At 64.4% G+C, this 20146-nt stretch carries 17 protein-coding genes; 9 read left to right on the forward strand and 8 right to left on the reverse strand.

Annotated elements, in window-relative coordinates; all coding sequences use genetic code 11:
* Positions 1–443 (forward strand): GntR family transcriptional regulator (locus P3H15_RS12765; protein WP_276137567.1); only part of this gene is annotated, 443 nt, incomplete at its 5' end.
* 427 nt (positions 444–870) lie between these two features.
* Positions 871–2232: an MFS transporter gene (locus P3H15_RS12770; protein ID WP_276137568.1), complete on the forward strand. Its 1362-nt coding sequence runs from the start codon at positions 871–873 to the stop codon at positions 2230–2232.
* A gap of 97 nt (positions 2233–2329) precedes the next feature.
* On the opposite strand, the gene yddG is transcribed toward P3H15_RS12770, so the two are convergent.
* From yddG to P3H15_RS12785, 3 genes are all read right to left on the reverse strand, one after another.
* Complete coding sequence (yddG, locus tag P3H15_RS12775; RefSeq protein WP_276137706.1) at positions 2330–3391, reverse strand: aromatic amino acid DMT transporter YddG; 1062 nt, start codon at positions 3389–3391, stop codon at positions 2330–2332.
* A 335-nt stretch (positions 3392–3726) separates the two neighbouring features.
* Positions 3727–4647, reverse strand: a complete 921-nt coding sequence (locus P3H15_RS12780) for a polysaccharide deacetylase (RefSeq protein ID WP_072937065.1) — start codon at positions 4645–4647, stop codon at positions 3727–3729.
* A 68-nt stretch (positions 4648–4715) separates the two neighbouring features.
* Positions 4716–5606 (reverse strand): carbon-nitrogen hydrolase family protein, encoded by an 891-nt coding sequence (locus tag P3H15_RS12785; protein ID WP_276137569.1) that lies wholly within the window; start codon positions 5604–5606, stop codon positions 4716–4718.
* A 126-nt stretch (positions 5607–5732) separates the two neighbouring features.
* Between P3H15_RS12785 and P3H15_RS12790 the strand changes: the two genes are divergently transcribed.
* From P3H15_RS12790 to P3H15_RS12820, 7 genes are all read left to right on the forward strand, one after another.
* Positions 5733–7322 carry a GAF domain-containing protein gene (locus P3H15_RS12790; protein ID WP_276137570.1) on the forward strand — a complete coding sequence of 530 codons (1590 nt, stop codon included), beginning with the start codon at positions 5733–5735 and terminating at the stop codon, positions 7320–7322.
* Between the two features lie 5 nt (positions 7323–7327).
* The gene (locus P3H15_RS12795) at positions 7328–7966 is read left to right on the forward strand and encodes a response regulator transcription factor (RefSeq protein ID WP_276137707.1); all 639 of its coding nucleotides are present in this window, start codon (positions 7328–7330) and stop codon (positions 7964–7966) included.
* Positions 7967–8064: 98 nt separating this feature from the next.
* Entirely contained in the window at positions 8065–8661 is a 597-nt protein-coding gene (locus P3H15_RS12800; protein ID WP_276137571.1) for a TetR/AcrR family transcriptional regulator, read from the forward strand.
* 234 nt (positions 8662–8895) lie between these two features.
* Positions 8896–10521, forward strand: a complete 1626-nt coding sequence (locus P3H15_RS12805) for a class I adenylate-forming enzyme family protein (protein WP_276137572.1) — start codon at positions 8896–8898, stop codon at positions 10519–10521.
* A 12-nt stretch (positions 10522–10533) separates the two neighbouring features.
* The gene (locus tag P3H15_RS12810) at positions 10534–11412 is read left to right on the forward strand and encodes an SDR family oxidoreductase (protein ID WP_276137573.1); all 879 of its coding nucleotides are present in this window, start codon (positions 10534–10536) and stop codon (positions 11410–11412) included.
* Between the two features lie 21 nt (positions 11413–11433).
* Complete coding sequence (locus tag P3H15_RS12815; protein ID WP_276137574.1) at positions 11434–12258, forward strand: enoyl-CoA hydratase/isomerase family protein; 825 nt, start codon at positions 11434–11436, stop codon at positions 12256–12258.
* 226 nt (positions 12259–12484) lie between these two features.
* Positions 12485–13645, forward strand: a complete 1161-nt coding sequence (locus P3H15_RS12820; protein WP_276137575.1) for an acyl-CoA dehydrogenase family protein — start codon at positions 12485–12487, stop codon at positions 13643–13645.
* Positions 13646–14003: 358 nt separating this feature from the next.
* Here P3H15_RS12820 and P3H15_RS12825 read toward each other — a convergent pair whose 3' ends face one another.
* The 5 genes from P3H15_RS12825 to P3H15_RS12845 all read right to left on the reverse strand — a co-directional run bounded on the left by P3H15_RS12825 (position 14004) and on the right by P3H15_RS12845 (position 20139).
* Positions 14004–15653, reverse strand: coding sequence for an AMP-binding protein (locus P3H15_RS12825; RefSeq protein WP_276137576.1), 1650 nt, complete (start codon positions 15651–15653; stop codon positions 14004–14006).
* 187 nt (positions 15654–15840) lie between these two features.
* Positions 15841–16641 (reverse strand): SDR family NAD(P)-dependent oxidoreductase, encoded by an 801-nt coding sequence (locus P3H15_RS12830; protein ID WP_276137577.1) that lies wholly within the window; start codon positions 16639–16641, stop codon positions 15841–15843.
* A complete protein-coding gene (locus P3H15_RS12835; protein WP_276137578.1) occupies positions 16638–17594 on the reverse strand; it encodes an acyl-CoA dehydratase activase in 957 nt (318 codons plus the stop codon). Before P3H15_RS12835 ends, P3H15_RS12830 begins: the two co-directional genes overlap by 4 nt.
* Before the next feature lie 3 nt (positions 17595–17597).
* The gene (locus P3H15_RS12840) at positions 17598–18938 is read right to left on the reverse strand and encodes a 2-hydroxyacyl-CoA dehydratase subunit D (protein ID WP_276137579.1); all 1341 of its coding nucleotides are present in this window, start codon (positions 18936–18938) and stop codon (positions 17598–17600) included.
* A gap of 28 nt (positions 18939–18966) precedes the next feature.
* The gene (locus tag P3H15_RS12845) at positions 18967–20139 is read right to left on the reverse strand and encodes a 2-hydroxyacyl-CoA dehydratase subunit D (RefSeq protein ID WP_276137580.1); all 1173 of its coding nucleotides are present in this window, start codon (positions 20137–20139) and stop codon (positions 18967–18969) included.
* Between the last annotated feature and the right edge of the window lie 7 nt (positions 20140–20146).

Consider the following 20146-nt stretch of genomic DNA (forward strand, 5'->3'; position numbering starts at 1 on the left):
TCTACGACGTGCGCCGGTTGCTCGAGGTGGAGGCCGCCCGGCTCGGCGCCCAGCGGATCAGCGCCGAGGACTGCGACCGGATGCAGGCCGAGTTCACGCTGATGCGCGCCGCCGTCGACGAGGGACGCGTGGTCGCCCTCCTCGACCACGACGAGGCCCTGTTGTCGATCCTGTACGAGGCCGCCGCGAATCCTGTTCTTCTGCAGACGATCCGCAACCTGTGGAACCATTGCCGGGCCTACAAGATCGTGGGCGCGCAGGGAAGCCTGGACTCCGGGGGAGACGACCCGCTGTGGCGATTCCAGGAGCGCCTCGTTGCTGCTGCCCGGGACCGCTCGGGTGAATCCGCGGCAGCGGTCAACGAGGAATCGCTCCTCGACGCGACCGACCGCATCAAAGCGCTCCTGGCGACCGAGCAGGCCGCGTCGGCAGACGCCGGCTAGCGCGAAACACACCTCTACGCCGTCGGCGCGAATCGCCGTCGAGCAGTGCACCCTCGGGCCGGTATGACCCCCGAGTAACCACGGCCGGACGGTCGCGCCACCGAAGACGGTCGGCCCGCGTCCGGGTGAGCTGTCGTGCCCTCTGCTGTGCCATCGGTGTGGAAGCACGCCCAGGGGGTTGTGTGATCTGTGATTACATATTATTGTTCTGTGACGAGGCGCACATCACGCCAGCTGGTGCGGGAAGCGGTGAACGAAGCCAACTTGCATCGCCGGGTCGCCGACACGGCCTCGGGTGAGAATCACGTGTTCTCGAATCGCCGTGTGTCTCAGCAGGAATTGAATCAAATCCGACCACCTCGATATCGCCACCGAGGAATACCGCATCAGGTCCGGGTCGGCACCGTATGTCAACAAGGAGTCCGAGATGACGACCAATCCGTTGGACGACGCACCACTGTCCACATTTCACAAGAAACTAGCGGTGTTCTCCTCGGGAGGGCCGTTCCTCGACGGTTACGCCCTCTCGATCATCGGTGTCGCGATGGTGCAGATCTCGGGCCAGTGGAACCTGTCGTCGGCCGAACAGGGCCTGATCGCGGCGTCCACGCTGATCGGCATCCTGCTCGGTGCCTTCGCCGGGGGTTGGCTGACCGACCGCTTCGGCAGGGAGGTCCTGTTCACCCTCGACCTGATCGCGATCATCGCCTGCTCCGTGGCGCAGTTCTTCGTGGAGGGCGTCGTCTGGTTGATCGTGCTGAGGCTGCTCCTGGGTATGGCCGTGGGCGCGGACTACCCGATCGCCACGTCACTGATGACGGAGTTTGCGCCGCGCAAATACCGTGGTCCGTTGCTGGGTGCCTTCGTCACCATGTGGTTCGTCGGCGCGGCGGCAGCGTACGTCGTCGGCGAGGTCCTGGCGCGAACCGCCGGAGACGACGCGTGGCGTTGGATGCTCGCCAGTGCCGCACTCCCCGCAGTATTGATCTGCGTGGCCCGGGTCGGCACGCCGGAGTCGCCCAGGTGGCTGGTCAGCAAGGGGAAGATCGACAAGGCCAACGAAGTGCTGCTCAAGGTCTACGGTCCCGGTGTCACCGTCGCCGACCTTCCTGCGGACGAAGACACCAACGTCGGTGTCAAGGAACTCCTGCGCTCCGGCTACGGCAAGCGGATGGCCTTCATCACCCTCTTCTGGACCTGCTCGGTGGTTCCGCTGTTCGCCGTCTATGCCTTCGCCCCGGCCATCCTCGGTGCCCTCAAACTCGAGGGCGACGCCGCACACATCGGATCCGCCGCCATCACCATCCTGTTCATGGTCGGTTGTATCGTCGCGCTGTTGCTGGTCAACCGGATGGGCCGGCGCCCGCTGCTGATCCACAGCTTCGTGTGGTCGGGTCTCGCCCTGCTGCTGCTGGGAATCTTCCCCGGAGCGCCGAGCGCGATCATCATGGTTCTCTTCGCCGCCTACGCGGTCCTCATCGGCGGCTCCCAGATCCTGCAGTGGGTGTACCCGAACGAGCTGTTCCCCACCGAAGTCCGCGGTTCCGCAGTCGGATTGGCGTCCTCGCTCAGTCGCATCGGCGCGGCGATCGGCACGTTCCTGGTTCCGCTGTCCCTCAGTAGCCTCGGCATCGGCGTCACCATGCTGATCGCCGCCGGCGTCACCCTCTTCGGTGCCGTGATCTCCCAGATGTGGGCACCCGAGACCCGGGGGCTGTCCCTCTCCGAGAGCGCCGGGCTCGGCCAGACCGGCAAGTCGCCCGCCCCCGCGGAGACGATCTCCGTGTAGCAGAACCCAGGCGTCATACGAGAACCGTGTCCTTCGCTCGGAAGGACACGGTTCTCGTATGTTTCATGGCCGGTTCGGCGCGCCACCACCCCGGCGGTCAGTGGGTGTCGATCGCGCCGGCTTCGTGATTGCGCCGGCGAAGTCCGAGTGCGGTCGGGCCGCGCGAGGAGTTCCGTCGACTTCGCAGGCGCACTGATGGTCGATCCTGCGGTGTGTCTGTGATGGTGACCTCGGGTGTGGACGCTGCCGGAGGAGTAACTTCGTCGGCCTTCTTGGGTTCGCGCGTTGCGACCCAGCACACCGTTGCTCCGACGCACACGATGGCGGTGCCGACCCAGAAGGTGACTCCGAGCGCGGTAGCCAGCATCAACGAAGAGAACGCAGCCGACAGCACCGGCGTGAAATAGGAAGCGGCAGCGAGCAAGGTCATGTTTCCGTGAAGAATGCCCACATTCCACAGGGCGTAGCCGAAGCCGATGGCACAAGCCGCTACCAGTGTCGCTACCACCCCGGTCAGCGTCAGGTGGAGGGGTTCGGTGTCACTGATCAGGTACAGGACCCAGAACGATGCCGCGGTGAGCATGAAGAACGGAGTAATCCCGTTGTTGCCCTTGGCGAACAGCTTTGTCACGGTGCAATACGCGGACCAGATGACGGCACCCAGGAGTGCGAGAGCGTAACTCAGGGGATTCGTGCGAATGTTCTCGATGGTCCCGGGCAGGTCGAGTCCGGTGTCACCGCCGAGGACCAGGGCGATCCCGGCAATGGACAATCCGATGCCGGGAATGAACAAGATCGAGGATCTCTGACCGGTGAACAGGATGGCGAACAGGACTGTCAGGCACGGCCACAGGTAGTTCACGATGCCGACCTCGATCGCCTGTCGCGCGTCGGTTGCCAGTCCGATCGCGAGAGCGAAGCACACTTCGTATCCGGCGAACATCAGCGCACCGGTCAGCAGATAGACGCGGTTGAACTCGCGAAGTGTGGGCCACCCGACGGTGAGGAACAACAAGACGGAGCAGCACGTGTAGATCATGGCCGCGCCGCCGAGGGCGCCGAGACTCTCCGTGACCAGTCGGATCATGCCGACCATGGTGCTCCACAACACAATTGCTGCCAGGCCGGCCAGGGTTGCGTTCCGGCCGGTCATCGCCACTCTTGCCAAGATGATCCTCCTTCGTGCTGAGCTCAGGGATTGTCGAACCCGAACACGGTGACGTGCAGGCGAGGAGGGAGTTCGTCCCGCGGCACACCTGAGAGGTCTGTGGATCGAGTTGTCGTGGGCACCACGAATCGGCGTACATCGGCGCGAGGGAACCTGACCGTTACGCGATTCTTACCTGAATGTAATCTGTGATCACAAAGTTAGCAAGGTGACGTGCGCCGCAGTGGTCGGTAGGCGTGCAACCCGCAGGAATGATCAGCGGTGGCCATCACGGGAACGCCGTGTGGCCCGCTCGGGAGCGGGCCACACGGAACTCTCGGTCGGACTCAGAAGTCGGGGTAGTAGCTCGGACGCGGTGCCGTGGTCCGGATGTCGGGAAGCTCCATGTTCCGCTTGTCCTCCTCGTCGTCCACCCAGCAGTCGGCGATCTCGTCAGTGGTGGCGAACCAGACGCCGTCGTGGGACACCATGTGCTCGATCAGTTTCTGGTACCACATCATGTGATGGGCCTGGCCGACGATCTGCGGATGCACACAGGAGACGAACGCGGCACCCTCGACGTTCTGGTAGCCGTAGTCGAAGATGTCGCGCCAGCGTTCGAAGACGGTACGACTGTCCTGCTGGCCGGCCTGCACTCCGGTGATGCAGGCGAGTGGCGGGAAGTCGTCGAGGTACCAGCTGACCGGCAGTTCGAGGACGTGGCTCGCCTTGCCGGGCTTGTTGCCGTTCTCCCAGTCGATGGCCCACCGTTGCGGACGGTATGCCTCGAGGTCGCGGCCCATCAGGGAGGAGTCGTACTTGAACCCCATCTTCTCGACGATGTCCAGGGTGTTGTCGGAGTAGTCCCAGTACGGCGAGCGGTACCCCGTCGGACGAACACCGAGTTGCTTGTCGAAGGTGGCGAAGGCCCGCTCGACCAGCTCCTCCTCGGTCCCGGCGTCGATCAGGGTGGGGTTCTCGTGGAAATACCCGTGGTGGCCGAACTCGTGACCCTTCTCGGCGATTTGTTCGCATTCCTTCGTGAACGTGTCGACGGTGTGCCCGGGCGTGAACCAGGTGGTCTTGATGTCGTAGCGGGCGTAGAGATCGAGTAGGCGCGGGACGCCGACCTTGGCGCCGAACTCGCCGCGCGACATAAAGGACGGGCTGGGTTTGTTGAATCCACCCAGCCAGAGTGACTGTGCGTCGAAGTCGGTTCCGAGATTGACTGCAATCTTCTTGCCCGCGGGCAATTCGAGATGACCCATTGTCGCTTCTCCTGATATCGGTGTCGTGCTCGTGGTGGGGTAAGGCTCGTCGAGATCGGTCGAGTGCCCTAGCCGAGCTGGCGTGCGGTGGTGTGTGAGGGCCAGCGGCGGTAGGACTCCACGCGCCGGCGGCGATCCTGGAACGTGGTCGCGGCACCGTCGAGACGGTTCCGGCGCAGGACATCGAGATCGACGATGCCCGTGATGACATTCTCGGTGTTCGCTTCAGGCGCTTGCGCCACGACCCCGGAGGGGGTCCACGGGAGGTCGCAGGGCGAGAGGATCGAACTCTGGGTCCACCCACTCGGGATGGGGCCGCCGGGCGCGCCGCCGGTGGCGCAGTGTGCGAAATACACCTGGTTCTCGATGGCGCGGGCCTGCGCGCAGTGCCGCACCCGCCAGTACCCGTACTCGGTGAAGGTGTACGACGGGCAGAGAATTATCTCTGCGCCCTGTTCGGCGAGCGACGACGCACATTCGGGAATTTCGGTCTCGTAGCAGACGTTGAAACCGACCGTGGCGAATGGAAGTTCGAAGACGTCCATGTCGTCGCCCTCCCTCGTCGACCAATCCGCCTCCGCAGGAAAGATATGCGTCTTGCGGTGCTCGTACTGTTCTCCGTCGGGACCGAAAATGTATGCGATGTTGTAGTATCCGTCTTCGCGATATTCCAGGTGCGATCCCGCCGCGATGAATTGATTGCGCTCGCGCGCTTCCGAACGGAACAAAGAACGGTACTCCCGGGTGTAATCACCGATACGTGTCAATTCGGTGACCGGATCGTCTTGCCACGAATCGGCGATGGTGAACAACTCCAGCGTGAACAACTCCGGGAAGAGAACCAGGTCGCTGCCGGTCGCCTGGTCGAGGAGTCCTCGTGAATGGTCGGCGAACTCGTCGAAACTACTCACCGGACGGATTGCGAAGCTCGCGGCGGAAATTGTGATCGAATCTGACATTGAACCCTGCCTCGGTTGTGACGACCATTACGGATGCATTCACGCTAACGACGAGTGCGCCGTAAGGCGGCTAGACCTGGGCTAGCCATATGGCTAGCGACGCAAATCTCCGTAGTATTCGATGACATGGTCGGTCTCCCGGAAGATTCGCCTCGGTGGAAGCTCTCGATGCTCGCGGAGGAGCTCGCCGAGCCGCTGCGGCTTCTCCGTGTCTCGATGAAGGCGCGCGAGGCCGTCATTATCTACGCACCGAGTGGCGGGCCCCTGCGGGTGATTGCATCGGAGCCGTTGGGAGGCTCGGTGTTCACGCCGGAGGAACCCGTGCGCAGCAACATCCAGTGGTCACCCGTCGCGGCCACGGCCCGGCACGTGCGGCTCACGTCGTTGATGCGCCCGGTCTCACTCGATTTCGACCGTGCACTGATCCTCCCGTTCGCGGACGGCCACGGGCATGGTGAGGTGATCCTGGGGTCGGCGGCCGCGCTGGACGCGGAGACGCTCGCGACAGTCCGGCGATTTGCCCGGGATATCGACGCGCTCCGTGCCCGTGTCCACGAGACCAGGCATCGCGACCTCGACCGTGCCTACCGGGTTGTCGCGCGCGCGGCAACGTCCGACGTCTCACTGGACCGCGTCTTCGACATCACTCTCGCCGCCGCACGCAATCTGCTCGAAGGAGATGTCGCGTACCTGTCGTTGCCGGTCGATGACAATTACTTCGTCTTCACTCGAACGCTGGGGATCAACACCGACCCGTTTCGTGATCTCCGGGTCGGGTCGGGCGAGGGGCTCGGCGGGGCGGCGCGTGAGACCGGGCACCCCATTCGTTCATTGAACTACGAGGAAGATCGCAACCTTCGCGCCGCCATGCGCGAGGAGACGCGTGGCGAGGGAATCAACTCGGCACTGGCGGTTCCCGTCCGTGACGGCGGCAACGTCGAGGCGGTGCTCTACGTCGCGAGCCGGCGGCCGCGCGCGTACAGCGAAGACGACGAACGGGTACTGGCGGACTTCGCGAACGCCGCACTGCTGGGTCTGGACCGGTCCAATCTGGACGAGAGCCGGCGGGAGGTCGTTCGAGACCAGGAACGTGCCCGGCTCGCGCAATCACTCCACGACGATCTGGTGCGCCGGTTGACCCAGATCGGTTTCGCGGCAGAGGAACTCGAGCACCAGTCGACCGGTGACAGCCGATCCCGTGCAGCGTCCATCAGCGCGAGTGTCGACGAGTGCATGTCGCTGGTGCGTGACGAACTGCGTCACCTCCTGCAGAGCGATCGGGCGAGTGAGTGCACGCTCGGAGACGTCGCGGAGCGTGTGTTCGCTGTGCCGAGTGTGTCGGGCATGAGCCGAACTGCCGACTTCTCGTCGGGCGGTGTCAGCGGAGCGGGCATGCACGTGCGGGTGCCTGCAGACATCGGTGAGGCGATGTGCAGGGTAGGGCAGGAAGCCGTCTTCAACGCCGAGAATCATTCGAAGGGAGACCGATGTTCGATGTCCTTCGAGGTCCACCCCGGGGTGTGCGTCATGTCGGTGAGCGATGACGGTCGATCCTTCGACGCACACGAACCCTTCGAGGGCCACTACGGAATCGAGTTCATGCAGCGTGAAGCGCGCAAGGTCGGCGGCGAGGTGAGGTTCGATCGCACCCCGTCGGGAGGACTGTCCGTCACGGCCAGCTTCCCGATCGGCTCCGATCAGGCGGTATCGAGTTGAGCGACGTGCCGGAACCGCGCCGGATCGGTGTCTTCTCGATCGACGACCACGAGATAGTCCATGCCGGCCTCGAGCGGTTGGCCGAGCGGGAACCCGATTTCGTCTTCCTCGGAGCAGCGGCAAGTGTCGCCAGCGCGGAGAAGGACGCCCTGCGCTGCTCGCCGGACATCGTCATGCTGGATCTCTTCATCGGCGAAGAGCAGGGGTGGTCGTTGTGCCGCGACCTACTCGCCGCCTCGCCCGCCACCAAAGTGGTGTTCTACACCGGATACGGCAACGCCCAACTCGTGGACCGGGCAATGCTGTTGGGCGCATCGGGATACATCCTCAAAGCGGCGAGCATGTCGGCGCTCCCGGACATGCTGAGAACAGTCGTCCGCTCCGGCCAGTACATCGATCCCGCACTCCTGAAGGAGTGGGTGGACGCGCGCCGGGCAACCACCGAGAAACCGGCGTTCAACGAGCGTGAACTTTCGATCGTGTCCATGATCGCCGCCGGGCTCGACAACTACGCCATCGCGGAGCGCATGAACCTCACGTTCCACACGGTGAAATTCCACATCGGGAAGATGCTCAAGAAGACCGGAGAATCCAACCGCGCCGGGCTGGTTCGCTACGCCAAGGAGCGGTTCCTCATCGAGTAGGGCTGCAGGTAGGGGGCCGGGCAGTGTCGACGAGCTCACGGTCATATGCTTCGAGTGCACTGTTCCGACGATCGAGGAATCTGGAAGAGCTGGAGTCGATGACCGAAATTGCACCGTTCGCACGGCGCCGCGATCCCGACCGTAAGGAGAAGATCCTTGCGGCGGCGGCGGAACTGGTTGCGGAGCGTGGGTTCCACGCGGTGTCGATGGCAGACATCGGCGCCCAGGTCGGAATCAGTGGAGCCGCGGTCTATCGGCACTTCGACAACAAGGCCACACTCCTGTTGGCGCTGTTCGATCGGTCTCTCGATGGTCTGCTTCGCGAGGAGAGTGAAATCGTCGACCGTCGGGAAGCCATCCCCGATGCTCTGCGGGCTCTCATCGACCGGCAGGTCGACTTCGTCGTTGACGAGCGAGAGTTCGCACGCGTCTACTACCGGGAAGTCGAGCACCTCTCTCCCGACGACCAGGTTCGTCTGCGGCGTAAGCAGCGGCAATACGTGGAGGAGTGGGTGCACGTGGTGCGTGAACTAGACCCCGCGCTCGACGAGTCCGCTGCTCGTGTTCTCGTCCATGCCACGATCGGCGCGATCCAATCGGCGCTCGTCCACAACGTCGGTATGCCGGACGATCGCCTGAAGGCGATGCTCCGCCGAGCGGCGTGCGCCGTCGTCGGTCTCCCCATGGAGCCGTGACCCCCGACGGGATTTGTTAACGCTAATTTACTTGTAGGCGTGACTGCGACCGAACTGCCCGATCGACGGTCACTACCCGCCCGTCTGCGCACGCCTCGTACCACTCGTCGACGTCAGAAATCGCCTCGCGTGCGAGGCGCTCCGAAGTGACCCCTTTTGGTCCGATAGTTAATCATGTATAACTTTTCCTACGCGGCAGATGCGAGCCGCGTCAGAGCCGAAGGGGCTTGATCAATGACTGTCAGCGCAGATCCGCGATTCGAGGACCAGGTGCGCGCCTACTACGAGGCCGGCTACTGGGATCACTCGACGCTTGTCACAGCGATCGACCACTGGGCCGAGGTCGATCCCGGCCACCCGTATATTTCCGACGGCACCAGTACCTACAGCTACGGCGAATTCCGCAAGGGAGCATGGAATCTCGCCGCGGGACTGATCCGGCTCGGGGTGCGGCCGGGGGATCGGGTCGTCGTCCAGCTACCGAACTGGAACGAGTTCTTTTTCGTCTATGCGGCGCTCGCGAGAATCGGCGCTGTCATGGTCCCCGTGGTGTCGGTCTACCGCGAGCACGAGGTGCAGTTCATCGTCCAGAACTCCGAGGCCGTCGGCCTTGTCACCGCCGGCGAGTTCCGGGGGTTCGACCATGCGGCGATGGGGGAGAAGATCGCCGCCGCGGTCCCCGGTGTGTCTTTCCACGTGACGGCCCGTGCAGGAGATGGCGACGGCCGAGTCGACCTCGGCACGCTGCTCGCCGCCGAGCACGATACGAACACCCTCCCGCCGGTATCGGCTGCGGACGATGCACACATCATCCTCTACAGCTCCGGTACGGAGTCGCGTCCCAAAGGGTGCTTGCACACCTGGAACACCGCGTCTTTTCTGCCCAAGCAGGCCGTGCCCGTTCTCGGAATGACACGGTCCGATGTGATGTTCGTGCCCTCACCGGTGGCCCACACTCTGGGGCTGACCCTCGGTGTCATGGCCCCCACCATCGCCGGAGCGCAGGCGCATCTACTCGACATCTTCAGCCCGGCCGCCGCTCTCGAACGCATCGACGCGTACAAGTGCACGGGAACGGCCAGTCCCGCACCGTTCATTCGAATGTTGCTCGACGCCTACGACCCGGCGGTGCACGACGTGTCCCGGCTGCGGTTCTGGCTCACCGCGGGTGCCGCGATCCCCGCCTCGTTGGTGGAGGAGGCCCAAGAACGGCTGTCGGGGTGCCGGGTGGTGAGTGCGTACGGGTCCAGCGAGGTCATGATGGCCACGGTCTGCCGGCCCGAGGACTCCATCGAACGGATTGCGTCCTCGGACGGCGCACCGGTACCCGGAGTCGAACTGCGAATCGTCGATTTCGACGAGCAGCAGGCCGATCCCGGGGTCGATGGCGAAATCCGATACCGCGGGCCGGGCAGGATGCTCGAGTACTGGCGACGCCCGGAGCTCACGGCCGAGGGGCAGGACTCCGCAGGCTGGTGGCGGACAGGTGATCTCGGGCGGATCGATGAGCACGGCTACCTGCGGGTGACGGGCAGGATCAAGGACATCATCATCCGAGGCGGTTTCAATATCAGTGCCCGTGAGGTCGAGGAGGCCCTACTGCTGCACCCGTCGATCGCGGACGTCGCCGTGGTCGGGTTGCCCGACGATGCGGTGGGAGAACGCGCGTGCGCCGTGGTCGTGGCGCGGGACGACACCCGTCTCACGATCGAGGACCTGCGCCACCATCTCGCCGACGAGCACAAGATCGCCATGTGGAAGGTCCCCGAACGCATCGAGTACGTCGGGGAATTTCCCCGCACAGCAACCGGGAAGATCCAGAAGTTTGCACTGCGCGCGAAGTACAGCGACCGCGCCTGAAGAGGAGTCACCATGCCTTACCAATCTGTTTATGCACCAGGTCTGTTCGACGGGCAGACGATCGTCGTCACCGGTGGAGGTAGCGGAATCGGGCGCTGCACGGCGCACGAACTCGCCTCGCTCGGTGCGCACGTGGCCATTGTCGGGCGCAACCAGGACAAGCTCGACCATGTGAGCCGTGAGATCACCGAGGACGGGGGATCGGTGTCGAGGCATGTCACCGATATTCGGGATGAGGACGGCGTCGGCGCGGTCATCGACACCATCGTCGGCGATCGTGGCCGAATCGACGGTCTCGTCAACAACGCCGGCGGCCAGTACCGGTCACCGCTCGAGGACATCTCCACCAAGGGCTTCGAAGCAGTCGTCCGCAACAACCTGACCGGCGGCTTCATCGTCATGCGAGAGGTGTTCACTCGTTCGATGTCCCAGCACGGCGGGTCGGTCGTGAACATGATCGCCGACATCTGGCACGGCTGGCCCCACTTCTCGCACTCCGCGGCAGCGCGCGGTGGCATGTTCACCCTGAGCGAGAGTGCCGCCACCGAGTGGGCCGCCGCCGGCGTCCGGGTCAACACCGTCGCGCCAGGGTCGATCGCCTCGAGCGGCCTGGACACCTATGACGAGAAGGACCGCGAGTTCATTCAGAACGAGGTCACTCCCGGTATCCCGTTGCAGCGCTTCGGCACCGAAGCCGAAGTATCCGCCGCGATCGTCTACCTGCTCTCCCCGGCGTCCCGATTCGTCACCGGATCCTGCCTGCGCATCGACGGCGGCGCCCCGAATGCCCGCCGCGGCTGGTGGCAACTGCAGCCCGCTGTCCACAACGAACCCTTCGACGGATTCCACCGCTCGACGGCCCCCGAGATCCTCACCGCGGTCTCGTCCTGAATTCCTGCAAGGAGAACAATCATGTCCAAGGTCGTCTACGACAAGCGCGGTCCCGTCGCCCACATCCGGCTGAACCGCCCCGAGGTCAAGAACGCTATCGACGTCGAAACCCACGAACTGCTGCGCGCCATCTGGGCGGACTTCGCCGCCGACGACAACCTCCGAGTTGCCGTCCTCACCGGAACCGGCGACGCCTTCTGCGCCGGCGCCGACCTCAAGACGCACGTGCCGACGTGGAGCGACGGCGGCCCGATGCTCGCCCGCAACAAGCTTCCCGACGGTTTCGCCGGGGGTATCACCCGCGGACAGCACCGCATCTACAAGCCGATCGTCGCCGCGCTCAATGGCTGGGTGCTGGGCGGAGGCCTCGAACTCGCCCTGGCCTGCGACATCCGGATCGCCTCGGACAAGGCCCAATTCGGATCGTTCGAACTCCGCCGCGGGATGCACCCGGCAGACGGTGGGATCGTGCGGCTGGTCAACACCGCCGGTGTCGGGATCGCCCTCGAGATGGAGTTGACCGGTGAGCCGATCGACGCCCAGCGGGCCCTGCACGCCAATCTGGTCTCCCGCGTCGTTCCCCACGACGATCTCGAGTCCGCGACCAACGACCTCGTGGCCACGATCCTCCGCAACGACCAGAAAGCCATCGAATCGGCCAAGGAAACGATCTTCGAGGTCATCGGCCGACCACTCGACGACCAGCTGAAGCTCGAGGCTCTGCTCGGATACGCGCTCTGCGGCGACAACCCGACCATCAGTGAGCGCTCCGCACAGTTCTTCGACAAGTCCGATCCAGGCCGAGCGGGTACACACCAGGTCGCACTGGAGTCGCATACGGTATGACCCAGAGTGTGCGGGCCGACACCTCGTAGTCGGACCACCTGCGATCGCTCTCTCAGGAACACGCGATGACCAGTGCAGCCGGCTTCAACCAGAAGCCGGCTGCACGACAACAACACTCGAACGGGTCGAGAGCCGGTCACATCGCAACCCACTGCAATATTCCGAACGACGAGTCGCCCGCTGTTCGAACCCAACATCGAATACGAGATCGCCAGAAAGTGGAACTATGCCGACACTGTTCCCCAACTATCACAGCGCGTGGGAGACCGAGGATCACATCGCGCTGCGTAAGCACGCCGCAGAATTCTTCGCGAAAGAGGTAACCCCGCACCAGGAGCGGTGGGCGGCCGAAAATCAGGTCGGCAGAACTTTGTGGCGAAAGGCGGGTGACGCCGGCCTACTCGGCCTCGAAATCAGCGAGGATTACGGCGGGGGCGGTGGTCATTTCGGTCATGAAGCCGTCATTCTGCAGGAGCTCGCCCACGCGCACGACACAGCCTTCGGCTTCAACATCCACTCGACAATTTGCGCGCCATACCTTTCGACCTTCGGTACAGACGAGCAGAAGAAGCGCTGGCTCCCACAGGTCACGACGGGTGAGGCCGTACTGGCGGTCGCCATGACCGAGCCAGGCACCGGATCGGACCTGCAGAACATCCGCACGACGGCCATCCGCGACGGCGACAGCTATGTCATCAACGGATCCAAGACCTTCATCTCCAACGGCTCCCACTGCGACCTGCTGATCATCGTCGCCAAGACCGACCCGAGCCTCGGCGCGAAGGGCGTCTCACTGCTTGTCGCCGAAACCGCCGACCTACCCGGCTTCGAACGCGGCAGAATCCTGCACAAGATCGGACAGCACGGCCAAGACACCCGGGAATTGTCCTTCACCGATATGCGGGTTCCGGCAGCAAACCTCCTCGGTGGTGAGGAAGGGCAAGGATTCACCCAACTGATGCGACTACTGCCCCGCGAACGCCTGAGCATCGCCATCAGCGGCGTCGCGATGGCAGAGGCCGCCGTCCTCACTACCCTTGACTACGTAAAGGACCGCAAGGTCTTCGGATCGCGAGTCCTCGACTTCCAGAACACTCAGTTCGTACTGGCAGAGTGCACATCAGAGATACTCGCGGGCAAAACCCTGGTCGACTACTGCATCGAGCAGTACCTGGCAGGAGCACTCGATGCGGCTACCGCCTCGATGGCCAAGCTGTGGGGCTCGGACAAGCAGTGCGACATCATCGACCGCTGCCTGCAGCTGTTCGGAGGATACGGCTACATCATGGAGTACCCGATCGCGCGTATGTATGCCGCTGCCCGTGTGCAGAAGATCTACGGCGGCACCAACGAGATCATGAAGACACTGATCGCCCGTACGCTCTGATCACCGGACCACGGAGATGCGACACAGATGACGAACGGTATGGCCCGAGGACCCTTCAACCCCGGTCCTCAGCGGCCTCACCTGGCAGAAGGTAGCAACCGGCCCAATCGACGCCCCTGCGCCCTTGATAAACCGGTGCAGATGTCAGGTGGCGACCCACTGGGTGGAGCAACCGTGTCAGCGGTAGGCGGAGGCGTTCGGCCTGGCGTTGCTGATGGTGAATTCGTCCAGGTCGTATGCAGGCCGGACGGCCTGCATACGACGCTGCGGGCAACGTTCATGACCTTCGCCCACCGTTCGCCGTCGACGTCCTCATCCTTCCACTCTCCAGAAAGGGCGGGTATGGCGAAGCGTGTTCTCAGTTGTTCGAGAGTTGCTCCGGCACAGACCTGTTGTCGGGGCGTGCAGCCGTGAGCGCCCCGGACGCAATTTCCTGCTGCACACGGAATTTCTGGATCTTCCCGGACGGTGTCATGGGGAGTGTGTCGGTGAAGTACCACAGCGACGGCGTCTTGTGGGCGGCGATTCGGTCGCGGCACCAGGCTTTCAATTCGGCCGGGTCCGGCGGATTGGCGGGGTCCGCCGGTCGCACGACGGCGCCGATCTGCTCGCCCCATCGGGTGTCCGGAACTCCGACGATCGCAACCTCGGCCACGTCGTCGTGCCGGAACAGCAGTTCTTCGATCTCGCGGGGATAGATGTTCAGGCCGCCTCGAATGATCATGTCCTTGAGGCGGCCGGTGATGCGGAGGAAGCCTCGTTCGTCCATCGTTGCGAGATCACCCATGTGCAGCCATCCGTCGGCGTCGATGGTGGCGGCGGTTTCGTCCGGCATCTCGGAATAGCCGAGCATCGTCTGGTAGCCGCGACAGCATATTTCACCCTGTTCACCGATCGGGACAGTTTCCTGGGAGACGGGGTCGATGATCTTCACTTCCAGTTCCGGCAGCGGCTGCCCGACGGTGGTCGCCTGATCGGCCGGATCGTCGGTGACTCGGGTCTGGCTGATGACGCCGTGCATCTCGCTCTGCCCGAACAGGATCGTGACTTGGCAGTCGAGTTCGTCGAGCACCCGTTCGACGAGTGCCTGGGGAACTGCTGCCGCACCGGACAGCACGGTGTGGAGGCTCGACACGTCGCGTCTTCCGCGGTCCGGGTGCTCGAGAAGTGCGATGAGCATCGTCGGAACCATCAGCGAGTGCGTTCCGCGGTAGGCCTCGAGCATCTCGAGCATGAGCGCGGCGTCGAAGCCGGGTAGCACCACAAAGGTCCCGTGCGCGGCGAACGTCCCGAGTTCGGTGACGGCACCGCCCCCGATGTGGTACATCGGCATTGCGTTGACGCAGACGACGTGGTCCACCAGCCCGGCCCGCTCGAACACGAACGTGGCTTCGTTGACGATTCCTTTGTGATGCAGCAGTGCACCTTTGGGGAAACCGGTGGTTCCGGAGGTGTATTGAATCTGCACCGGGGCGGTGGGTGCGACAGCGGGAAACTCCATTTCCGGATCGCCGGTCGCGATGAAGGACCGCCACTCGCTGGGTGCGATCACCATGCGGAGTTCGGGGAGCGACGGCCGTACTTCCGCCAGAAGTGCCGTGAGGTCCGCGCCGCGATAGGTATCCCGGTAGAAGAGTCCGACCGAGCGGGACTGGCGGAGGATGTACTCGAGTTCGTGGGCGCGGTAGGCGGGGTTCACGCCCACCACCACCATCCCGGCCATCGCGATCGCTTGCTGGAGGATTACCCACTCTGCACTGTTGGGCGCCCAGATTGCGATCCGGTCTCCGGGCGCGAAGTGGGCCAGCAGTGCTCTGGCTACCATCTCGGTGTCGGCGAGGAGTTGACGGTAGGTCCACTCTCGCCGATCGGCTGGATCGGGAGTTCCGTCGACCAGGGCGAGGCGGTCGGGTTCCGCCGACGCGGCCTCTCGCAGCAGGTCGCCGACGGTGATGTCGCGGACGCCTGAGCTCGGTGTCGCCGGCCAGAGAGACTTTTCGAGGGGCATGATGCAATCCTGCCTTCGGACTGTGCGGGGTGGGGGGGAGTTGGTGGAGCGAGAGGTGCTCGTGACGAGGAAGCCGGAGTCGGCTGGGAAGTGGTGTCTCAGTCACCACGCAATGTAATACATATCTGGAGCTGATCGCTATGAATCCGTCAAAATAGTGGACGAGCTGAGCGCGGCACTCGATACCTCACCCCGCCGAGATGCCACCATTCGGACTGACCGCTTGACCGGTGATCCGACGGGCCTGAGGGCTGCACAGGAACAACACGAGGTCGGCCACGTCGACCGGCTCGGCGACCCCCAGTGACGCCAGTCCGGCGGCCTTCGCGAAGAGCTTGGCACTGAACGGCTCGGCCATGACACGGTCGTAGGCGCCGGTGTCCCGGATGAGCGACGGCGTCACCGCGTTGACGCGGATTCCGTCGCGCTTGGCCTCCATCGCAAGGGTTTTGGAGAACATCACGATCGCCGCCATGGCCGCGCCGATGACGGACTCGCCGGGGGTGGGGTGCTTGGCGGCGTCGGAGGCAATGTTCACGATCACGCCGCCGCGCTTCGCCCGCATGTGCGGAAGCACCGCGTGGCACATGTTGAGAGGCCCGAGCGCCTGCTGCAGCAGGATGGCGGGAACGTCTTCGGCGGGCGTCTCGTGGAAGAGGTTCGGCGTGAACGCGCTCACCGTGCTGTTGATCAAGATGTCGGCAGGTCCCAGCGAAGCACTCAGTTCGTCGGTCACCCTGCTCGCCTCCGCCGGGACGTTCACGTCACCTGCGGCGAAGAAGGCCCACACACCCGACGCGAGTGATCGGACCTCCGCCGCCGCCTTCTCGCCGCGCTCGGTGTTGCGGCCGACCAGACCGATGCGCTGGGTGCCCGCCCGGACCAACTGACGGGCCACCTGCAGGCCGACCCCACTCGTCCCGCCCACGATGTAGACGGTGGCCTCGGACAGGTCCGGTACCCAGACTTCGGGTGTGTCTGTTGTCATCGGATGTTCCTCTGCAGTTCGAGGGGCACCGGTTCGCCGGTGCCCGAATGGGAATGGCCGGGCCTGCCGTCGCAGTCCTGGCAGTGCGGGGTTCCGGCCGACAGGCTCACCCGGAGCTGTTCCTTCGTCGCGGCGTCGGATCGTGCGGGTGAGACGGGTCCGCCGGCGTAGTCGTCACGTGCCAGCAGTCCGGCACCGTACGCGCCCGCGATCTGGGGCTGATCGAGTACGTGCACCGAGTGGCCCAGTGCACGTGAGACGTGCAGACGCGCGGCCGGGTTCTTCGCCACTCCGCCCGTCATCACCGTCGGTGTCGCCTTGCCGACCTGTGCCACCAGTCCGAGTGTGCGCGCCGCGACCGCTTTGTGCACGGACGCGGCGATGTCCTCCTTCTCGCGGCCCTGCGCCAGTAGTGAGATCACCTCGGTTTCCGCGAACGTGGCGCACATACTGCTGACCTCGAGGCCCTCGGAACCGGCGAGCGCGAGTTCGCCGACCGCGCCGATGTCGACTTCCAGCGCCCGCGCGAGCACGTCGAAGAAGCGGCCGGTCCCGCTCGCGCACCGGTCGTTCATGGCGAACCGTTCCACGAGGCCGTCGTCGTCGACGATGATGGCCTTGCTGTCCTGTCCGCCGATGTCGATCACCAGCCGCACACCCGGGTGCAGGGCTGCGGCGCCGCGGGCGTGGCAGGTGATCTCGGTGAACGTGCGGTCCGTGCCGGGGACCAGCTTGCGTCCGTAGCCGGTGCTGATGGTGCGCCGGACGTCGTCCTGCGAGACGCCCGCGGCGGCCATCGCACCGTCCATCGCACGGCCGACCGCCTCCCGGCTCACTGCTCCCATCTGGATGACACTCGATCCGACCAGTGCGCCACTTTCGTCGACCACGGCGGCCTTCGCCGTCGTCGAACCGAGGTCGACGCCCATGACGAACCAACTTCCGGTAGTCATGCGCTAGACCGCTGACTTCATCCGTTGCACGTCGATGGCCTCGAGCATCGCCTCCAGTCGACTGTCGAACAGTTCGTCGTTGTAGAACGACGCGTCGGCGACGTCGCCCTCGAAGAAGAACGACTTGACGCCGCGCTCCGTCTCGGCAGCGCGGGCGAGCATCGTCTGCGGGTTGGTCATCGCCCGACACGTCCGCGTCGAGTGGAACGCGATCCCGTCGATCGCGTATTCGTCCAGCCGGCGGAGCAGGAGTTCCTGCAGGTTCTTCAATCCGTGGTTCAGTGGGCAGAGCAGGTAGTGCTGCGCCATGCCCAGGAGTGGGTTGTCCACGTCGATGAGCTGCGGCTCCTGCCAGAAAGATTCGTGGGTGTAGCGGCCGGCGACGACGGCGACGTCGTATTCCGCGAACTTCCGGGTGAGGAAGCCGAGCTTGTTCCAGTTCATGATGCCGTCGAAGTACACGCGGTAGCGTTCGTCCGCGACCGCGCTGACCCCGTCGGTGACCCGCTGCTGAATTTCGGCCTTCACGCCGGCGAAGTAGTCGACCAGCGCCTGATTGCCGGGCAGGAAGTTGATCGGGGCGATGCTCGCGACCCAGTCCCAGTAGGTCGCAGGCGTGGGTGCCTGCGTGCAGAGCGCCATTCCTTCGAGGCGCAGCTCGGAGGCCCGTTTGATGTAGGACATGCTCTCGCTGAGTCCATCCCAGTCGAACGGTCTCCCGGTCTGGTATTCGAGGAAGGTGATGAGCTCGCGCAGCTGCCCTTCGACGTACTTGCTCACCTCGGTCCACTCCTCGCCCCGCATGTACCCGGCGTCGGGTTTGTTGCCCCACAGCATGGGGATCGAGACGTTGAACAGCGGGAGCTTGCGATCGAACACCCGGTACGTCATCGCGTCCCATTGCTGACCGGTGCTACATCCGGCGTAGCCGTTGACGAAGAAATCCGGGGCGGGCAGTTTGCTCGCCAGTTCCTGCTGGTCGACCATGCCGACCACGCCGGTCTCCCGGTCGGCCGCGGTTTGGTGCGTCAGCACGGCGCAGCCGAGATGTGTTCGCGCATAGGAGCAGAGCTCACCGATGTAGCCGTACTCGGCGCCGGCAGCCTGGGCGGGCCCTTCGAGGTGCTGGGCGGCCAGTCGGGCGGCGAACGCCTCGCCGTGGCACCACTCCAGGCCCGCGGCCTGGAAAAGCGGGTTCAGTGCGGCGCCGTTGTACCAGACGACGTGCTTCCCGCGTTCCTTGGCGGTGAAGATGTTCTCCCAATAGTCGGCCACCAACTTGCCGCCGACCCGCGTACTCGACAAGCGGCGGGTCTTTTCCTTGCTGATCTCTTCGATCGCCATGGCGAACTCCTTTGAGTGAAAGTCGAATTCAGGACGGGACGGGTGCGAGCTGGCGGCGAATGCGCTCCACGAAGGTCTCGATCTTGGTGCGGAGCGTCTCGACGGGGTTGCCTTCGTGTTCGGTCTCGAGGAGCAGCAGCGGTATCCCGCGCGCGTCGAGCGCCTTGCGTAACTCCGGGTAGTAGAGCATGTGGGGTTCGCAGAACTTCGCCATCAGAACGACGACACCGTTCGAGCGGCTCTTCTCGAGTGAGTCGACCAGATAGGTATCCCAGTCGACTCCGACGGTGACCCGTGTCGGGCACGGGGCGTTGTCGTTACGGTCGAGGTACCACGCCGACAGCGCCTCCAGCGGGTCGCCGTGCTCGGGTACGTCGGTCGAGATGTACCGGAAGCCGGTGTACAGGTCGTCGTCGACGACGATCACTCCGGATTCCTCGATCACATCGAGGACCTCGGGGCGCGGGGCGTGGCAGAAGTGACCGGAGAGATGCAACCGCACCAGGTCGCCGGGTGCGTCGGCGCTCGGATCGAGTCGGACGAGAAGACCGTTCAGGGCGGCGTTGTGTTCATCGATGTCCATCACCATGCTCGACTTCACCAGTACCTGCATGTCGCTCGCGGTGATGCGCGCACGGCCGGTGCGCCGCAGGTCGTAGAGTTCCCGGAGCAGGCGACGATTCGTGTTGAACAGCCGAATGCTCTCGGCGAGCGACTCGTCCGTGATCGTCGTCCCGACGACCCCCTCGATCTCGTGCTTGAGTTCGTGCACACGGCCCGCGACCCGCGGCTTGGTCCACGGATCGTCCATCGCGCTGGTGAACTGCGCGAAGTGCACCGGTTTCTCCGGTCGCGCCCAGCGGATCACGTCGACGGCGCCGAGGAGTTGCACGCAGTGATCGGCGGCGACGAAGCCGTCGAAGACGTCGAGTTCACCGACGGCGGCCTGATCGGCGACGCTACGCGTGTAGCCGCAGTAGAACTCGGCAAGCAGGTTGCGGCCCTCCGTGATCGGGGTGCGGCTTTCCTGGACGATCACCGGCAACGCACCGGCGGCGTGCACGATCTCGGAGGGAAAGTTCATCGGAAAGGAACCGATCACGCGGTTTCCGTTCTTCGTTTTCCATGCCTGCGCGTAAGTGACCGGGTCATCGGCCGCCGCTCGCAGCGACGACATGACGGTCGGATCCAGTTCGTTCACATCCAGC

The sequence above is a fragment of the Rhodococcus sp. T2V genome, from assembly GCF_029269925.1.
Taxonomy (GTDB): Bacteria; Actinomycetota; Actinomycetes; order Mycobacteriales; family Mycobacteriaceae; genus Rhodococcus_F; species Rhodococcus_F koreensis.